Source organism: Vreelandella hamiltonii (assembly GCF_014651775.1).
GTDB lineage: Bacteria > Pseudomonadota > Gammaproteobacteria > Pseudomonadales > Halomonadaceae > Vreelandella > Vreelandella hamiltonii.
In genome coordinates, this window is sequence record NZ_BMXN01000046.1 from 1 (window position 1) to 6,683 (window position 6,683).

The following is a 6,683-nucleotide window of genomic DNA, read 5'->3' on the forward strand; positions in this document are numbered from 1 at the left end:
ATGTTGGGCATGGCACTGTCTGGGTGAATGGCGATAATGGCTATATTGCCATGCAGGTCAGTGGGTTAGAAGTGCTTCCGGGGGCCGGTCTCACGGATTCAGGATTAATGGGTAAGCGGATTAAATGGTTGATCTTACCTTTGCATGAGAGTGAGACAGACCGGCATCTCATCGGATTATCTGGTTGATGCTTCACCTACTGCTGGTGCATGTTTCCTTCGCTAATTCCAGCAAGAACCCCACACGCCTCAACTTCCCGGTCATCGTTGCAACTCGCTCTCAGTGAAACGAGTTGTTTCTCAAGCGCTTGCAGAGCGGTTATCTGCGACCGCACATGAGAGATGTGATCATCGAGCAAGGCGTTGACGGCGGTACAAGGCTGATGAGGGTCGTCCTGATAGCTCTGTAGTTCGTGAATCTCAGCCAGTGACAGGCCCAGGATTCTGCAGCGACGGATGAAGGCCAGCCCCTCACCATGCTTCTCGGTATAGACACGGTAACCGTTGTCCTGCCGATCAGGCGGCGGCAACAAGCCCTGCTGTTCATAGAAGCGGATCGTCTGTGTTTCGACCCCTACCAACTGCGCCAACTGACCAATGCGCATCAGCCTCCTCCCCAACGGATTCTTTACTCTATTGACCTTATAGTAGCTTTATAGTTTTAAATGGTACCACAACATTGTTCAAGTGGAGTCGTATCATGAGCAAATCCTGTGGTGGCGCCTGTGGCGGTGATGCAACGTCCGCAGCGGATACCGATATACAGGCCTCCTCCGAGGCGCCAGGGAGATGGGTCAGTGTTTATGCCGTGCCGAAGATGGACTGTCCATCAGAAGAACGAATGATTCGCCTAGCCCTGAACGGCTTTGAGGAGATTCGGGCGCTGTCCTTCGACTTGTCGAACCGCCGGCTGAAGGTCGTGCATGACGGCGAGGTCGAGCCCGTCACCTCGAAACTGAAGACCTTGGGGCTAGGCGCCTCGCTTCAGGAAACCGTCGCTGCAAATCCGGAGACCATCAAGGCCGCCGAGTTTTCGGCAGCTTCTGCTAAGCAAGAATCCGGGACCCTGCGCTGGTTGCTCGGCATCAATGCACTTCTGTTCGTGGTGGAAATGACTGCCGGTCTGATGGCTCAGTCAACTGGCCTCATTGCAGAGTCCCTGGACAATTTTGCTGATGCGGCAGTGTACGGACTCGCTCTTTATGCGGTTGGGCATAGCGTGAAAAGGCAGGTCCGTGTTGCGCACGTTGCTGGTGTGGTCCAACTGGTTTTGGCTGTTGGCGTACTCGTAGAGGTCGTGAGGCGCTTTGTATTCGGTAGTGAGCCTGAATCGCTGGTGATGATAGCCATCGCATTCGTCGCATTGATTGCCAATACCGCCTGTCTGCTGATGGTATCCAAACATCGAGGGGGCGGAGCTCATATGAAGGCTAGCTGGATATTTTCGGCCAACGACGTGGTGATCAACCTGGGGGTCATCACCGCCGGCGCCCTGGTCGCGTGGACCGGGTCCAATTATCCGGATCTGATTATCGGCACCATCGCGGGGGTCATTGTACTTAACGGTGCCAGACGCATTCTGGCGTTGAAGGGTTAAATAATGCTCATTATTGGCAAAAAGCTCTCGCCGTATGCCCTATTGTCCATATCGGGCCTGCTGGCAGCGTCTGATCAGGCTGTAAAGTGGCTGGTGCAGCAATCAATGGCCTATGGCGAGTATGTTTCGGTGACCCCGTTCTTTAACTGGGTGCACCTATGGAACACCGGTGCCGCATTCAGTCTTTTTGCGAATGGTGGAGGCTGGCAGCGCTACTTTTTTATCGGAATCGCGGTAGTGGTCTCGATTTTTCTGATCAAGCTGATCCTTGAAAATCGTCATAAAGGAGAAGCCATCGCTTACAGTCTTATCCTCGGTGGCGCCATGGGCAACCTGATTGACCGGGTCTTTCGCGGCTATGTTGTGGATTCCTTTGATTTCTATTGGCGAGACTGGCATTGGCCGGCCTTCAACCTGGCTGATATTGCAATTGTCCTCGGTGCCTTACTTTTCGTTTCCAGCAGCTTGTTGGGTAAAAAAGCAAACACCAATGCCGAGCCGGATGGATCTGACTGACACCTACGCCTATACAACACCATGACCGAACTTCCCGACAACATCCTTCACCTGCCGCAATACCAAGTACTGGGCTGCAAATCAACCGACGACGAAATGCACTTCCAGGTGGACGTGCCCGATCCGATCGCCTGCGAGGAATGCGGCGTGCAGGGTGAGTTCGTACGGTTCGGCAAGCGTGACGTTCCCTATCGTGATCTGCCCATCCACGGCAAGCGGGTCACTCTCTGGGTGGTCCGCCGCCGATACACCTGCCGGGCCTGCAAGACAACATTCAGGCCCCAGCTACCGGAGATGGTGGACGGATTCCGTATGACACTGCGGCTGCATGAGTACGTGGAGAAGGAATCCTTCAACCACCCCTACACCTTTGTGGCGGCACAGACCGGCCTGGACGAGAAGACGGTGCGCGACATCTTCAACGCCCGCGCCGAGTTCCTGGGGCGCTGGCACCGCTTCGAGACGCCCCGCATCCTGGGCATTGACGAGCTATACCTGAACAAGCGCTACCGCTGCATTCTGACCAACATTGAGGAGCGAACCCTGCTCGACCTGCTGGCCACCCGCCGCCAGGACGTGGTGACCAACTACCTGATGAAGCTGAAAGACCGGCAGAAGGTCGAGATCGTCAGCATGGACATGTGGAACCCCTACCGGGCAGCGGTCAAGGCTGTGCTGCCCCAGGCCCGTATCGTGGTCGATAAGTTCCATGTGGTGCGCATGGCCAACGATGCCCTAGAGAGAGTGCGCAAGGGCCTCAGAAAGGAGCTGAAACCGTCCCAGAGCCGGACTCTCAAGGGAGACCGGAAAATCCTGCTGAAACGCGCTCACGAAGTCTCAGACCGGGAGCGCCTCATCATGGAGACCTGGACAGGCGCGTTCCCGCAACTGCTGGCCGCCTACGAGCACAAGGAGCGCTTCTACGGCATCTGGGACGCCACCACACGGCTCCAGGCAGAAGCCGCCCTGGACGAGTGGATAGCCACCATCCCGAAGGGCCAAAAGGAAGTCTGGAGCGATCTGGTCAGGGCAGTGGGAAACTGGCGCGAAGAGACCATGACCTACTTCGAGACGGACATGCCCGTCACCAACGCTTACACGGAGTCCATCAACCGACTGGCCAAGGACAAGAACCGTGAAGGGCGCGGTTACTCCTTCGAGGTGATGCGGGCACGAATGCTCTACACCACGAAGCACAAGAAGAAGGCACCGACTGCGAAGGTCTCTCCTTTCTACAAGAAAACCATCGGTTACGGACTGCCGGACTTCGCAGAGGAAGATTAATCAGGGCAACACTGAGGCTAGCCGCACAGCACGCCATGAAGTAGCCGATGTAAAAGCCATTCGTACCAAGCTCAATGTTTCTCAGGCGGAATTTGCCAGCGCAATGGGAACCAGCGTGGATACGATCAAAAGCTGGGAAGGCAAACGTAATAATCCTACGGGGCTAGCCGCTAAGGTACTGGCGACGATTCGGAATAACCCAGACTTTTTCAATGAAATTGCTTCACACTAACACCTACTTTCCTGACATAAGAATAATGGTAATTTGACGTGAGTGTGAAAAGCGCATTCTTAGACGCGCACTCCCGGAAAAATTGCGCCATCACCTGAAGCCCTTGAATCCGCATGCGAATGCAATGGCCTTGTTCAGCCAGCTACATACTACTGTCAACCACCGTAAGGTTGTCTTGGTCTGCGCAACAATATCTTCTTCATTAACTAAGACCCTCTCCTAGGGAATCTGCGCAGTCAACGAATCGGAGGCGTCCAATAGCCTGCTCGTCACAGAGTCAACAGCCGTTGCACAGATCTCGTTACGGTTGTACCAGACCCTAACGAGTTTAATGGCGTACAGTTACCACACCAGCCCGAGCCAACTCGGTGAATCGCATTACCTTTTCTTCAACTGTTCATTTTATTTCAGCTTAAAACCGAGAGGTTGCCTGAAGTTTACTATCTGGATTGAGTATTGCACGAGGGGCTTTCATCATGGCCTGAAACTCCAAAGCGAAGACTTGAATGCAAAATCACAGGCCAGCGGGCAATAGAGTGATCAAGCACACTCATAAGACCGGCGCAAACAAATAGGCCGCTCGAGCCGCCACCCGATGCCAAAGCGGCTTATCGCTGATCTCTTCTGGCTGCATCTGCCGTGCCCGCGCGAAATCCGCCTTGAACATCGCATCAACCTCGGCGGCAAAGTCGGCGTCCATCACCATCGCCGTCACCTCGAAGTTGAGTCGAAAGGAGCGGTTGTCGAGGTTAACGGTACCCACTGCCGCACCGATTTCGTCAACCAAAAAGGCTTTGCCATGTAAGAAGCCCCCCTCGTAGCGATAGACCTCGACCCCCGCCTCGAGAAGCGAATCGAGAAAGGCATAGGCCGCAAAGTAGGTTAGAAGGTTATCTGGACGTTCGGGAATCAGGATTTTCACCTCTACTCCGCTTAACGAGGCTAGTTTAAGCATCGCCAGCACCCCCTCATCTGGCACAAAGTAGGGACTGGATATCCAGATACGCTCTTGCGCGGCGTGAATTGCCTGTTGAATCATCAGACTAGCCGTCTCAAATCGGTCTGCGGGCCCACTCGGAAGAATGAGCACCGGTGTACCATGGCCGCTTGGAATTAGCGGTGACCAGGGAAGCTCGGGGATTTCCTCAGTCGCCCAGTGCCAATCTTCAAGAAACACCAGCTGCAGCGCCAAGGCCGCAGGCCCCTCAATCATTAGGTGGGTATCACGCCACGGGCCAATTCGTGGGTGGCCTTCCAAGTATTCATCGCCAACATTGAATCCACCGACCCAAGCTCTTTCCCCATCGGCCACCATTATCTTGCGATGGTTGCGAAAGTTGAGCTGGAAGCGATTACCTGTCCCCCGCGTAGAATGAAAGCGATGTACTCGAACACCCGCCTCTTCCAGCGTCTGGAGATAGTGGCTCGGCAACGCATAACTTCCAATTTCATCGTATAGAAAGAAGACCTCCACGCCCTGCCTAGCCTTCTCAATCAGCCGTGCCTGCAGCGCCAATCCCACTGCATCAGCCCGAACGATATAAAACTGCACAAGCAGATAGCGCTCAGCAGCATCAATACCGGCAAACAAGCTCTCGAAGGTCTGCTCACCGTCGATCAGCAGTTCCACCCGGTTGCTACCTAGAAACGGCAGCTTGGCCAGCTGTTCGACACCCACCAGATGCTTGTCAGCGTGTTCATCCGAAACCCCATGAGCCCGCAGCTCGGCCAGTTTTTCAGCAAGCGCCTGCCCCAACACCGAGTTCTCGTCGCGTCGTGCAGAGACATAGCCCTGGAATTTCGTGCGGCCGAACACCCAGTAGGCTGGCACCGCCACATAGGGCAATGTGTTTAGTGAAACGATCCAGGCCACAGCTCCCTGAGAGGTACGGCTCGACATCATCGCATCCAGTGACGACACAAACCCAACCAGATGAGCAACTCCCACCACGAGCAGTAAACGACGCCAGAATCGACGTCGCCTGGAGGGCAGCGTTACTGCCCCCGGCTTTTCCCTTTCATCGCTCATGCTCCCCCTAAACCACCTTTTCTTCGCTGTAAAATCAGTTTTATCATTGCCGCAACCTGAACGGTAAAGACAATACTCACGAGCCCTACAAACCAGAACCGAAACCAATTGGGCCCAGACACCCCACTCTGGAAAACTAGATTCCTGAGACTCAGCTCATAATGTAGGAAGAGAAAGTAGATTCCATGAAGAGCAACTAGATAGAAAACCACATAGGCATAATTTTGAAGATGCTTCCATGTTGAGCTTCCCAGGAAGCGCATGGCCTTGTCGGATGATATGGCAAACAGGACGAGCCCAAAAAAGAGGGCGACTAACCCGACCATATTCGCAAGCCCGAACCCCGGATCCACAAGAACCGGGCCTGAAAGCCCCGCCAAAGGCAGCTCCTGATAGCCTAAAAATCCACGAATCGACCACCGTGCCCAGCCATCCCACACTAGAAAAGCATGCACAGAGGCAAAGATCGCAAACCAGATCCCGAAGGCTCGCCGCCAATTGACAAGAAAGCTCAATTGCCTAGGCCATATTTTCACCACAGGGCCTATCACCATGGTGACAAATAACAGGATAAAAGCAGCATCGCCTAAAGCACGCCAAGTGCGCATCTCAGCGTCCCACTCCATTCGGCTCAACCAAAAAAGATAAGCTGTCATGGCACCAATCAGTACAACAACGAAATGTCTTCCAATTCTATGACGCCTAGTCGACTTATTGGCTTTTATTGAAGACGCCGGTTTCTCTTCACTGACTTTTTTAGCTATAACGTGATTGTTCATATCTTTCTCATACCTAGACACCATTTCATCGAAATGCTAGCCCTATTTCACGCTTGATTAATATCGACTTTATTCGGGTGCCTGTGAAGCTTGGCTGTCTTTTCTCAGCGTCCCATACACCCGTATGAAAGCGTTAAAGACCCACCGAGTTATTGTCAAATTCTGTGTATGGCCGGTCAGGCGGCAGTCCTGTCTGACTGATCGGTCAAGGGTTCGCCGTCCTTGAACTGGACGTTGTTCACGACCA

General features: G+C 53.8%; 8 protein-coding genes. 5 read left to right on the forward strand and 3 right to left on the reverse strand.

What is annotated here, in order from left to right; all coding sequences use genetic code 11:
* The coding region (locus tag IE091_RS18520) for a hypothetical protein (RefSeq protein ID WP_229800902.1) at window positions 1-188 on the forward strand (188 nt) is incomplete at its 5' end.
* 8 nt (window positions 189-196) lie between these two features.
* Here IE091_RS18520 and cadR read toward each other — a convergent pair.
* Window positions 197-604, reverse strand: coding sequence for a Cd(II)/Pb(II)-responsive transcriptional regulator (gene cadR / locus IE091_RS18145; RefSeq protein ID WP_004364961.1), 408 nt, complete (start codon window positions 602-604; stop codon window positions 197-199).
* Between the two features lie 95 nt (window positions 605-699).
* Between cadR and IE091_RS18150 the strand changes: the two genes are divergently transcribed.
* Genes IE091_RS18150 through nadS form a run of 4 tightly spaced genes read left to right on the forward strand, consistent with a single transcriptional unit; the run spans window position 700 to window position 3,628 of the window.
* Complete coding sequence (locus IE091_RS18150; protein ID WP_072676343.1) at window positions 700-1,596, forward strand: cation efflux transmembrane domain-containing protein; 897 nt, start codon at window positions 700-702, stop codon at window positions 1,594-1,596.
* Window positions 1,597-1,599: 3 nt separating this feature from the next.
* The gene (gene lspA / locus IE091_RS18155) at window positions 1,600-2,112 is read left to right on the forward strand and encodes a signal peptidase II (RefSeq protein ID WP_004863699.1); all 513 of its coding nucleotides are present in this window, start codon (window positions 1,600-1,602) and stop codon (window positions 2,110-2,112) included.
* A gap of 21 nt (window positions 2,113-2,133) precedes the next feature.
* A complete protein-coding gene (locus IE091_RS18160; protein ID WP_189464305.1) occupies window positions 2,134-3,396 on the forward strand; it encodes an ISL3-like element ISPpu12 family transposase in 1,263 nt (420 codons plus the stop codon).
* A complete protein-coding gene (gene nadS, locus IE091_RS18595; protein ID WP_189464306.1) occupies window positions 3,392-3,628 on the forward strand; it encodes a NadS family protein in 237 nt (78 codons plus the stop codon). Before IE091_RS18160 ends, nadS begins: the two co-directional genes overlap by 5 nt.
* Window positions 3,629-4,178: 550 nt before the next feature.
* Here nadS and cls read toward each other — a convergent pair.
* Both cls and IE091_RS18175 read right to left on the reverse strand, forming a co-directional pair.
* Window positions 4,179-5,657 (reverse strand): cardiolipin synthase, encoded by a 1,479-nt coding sequence (cls, locus tag IE091_RS18170; protein ID WP_100732165.1) that lies wholly within the window; start codon window positions 5,655-5,657, stop codon window positions 4,179-4,181.
* Window positions 5,654-6,436, reverse strand: coding sequence for a ferric reductase-like transmembrane domain-containing protein (locus IE091_RS18175; protein ID WP_016915544.1), 783 nt, complete (start codon window positions 6,434-6,436; stop codon window positions 5,654-5,656). The genes cls and IE091_RS18175 overlap by 4 nt, the downstream gene beginning before the upstream one ends.
* Between the last annotated feature and the right edge of the window lie 247 nt (window positions 6,437-6,683).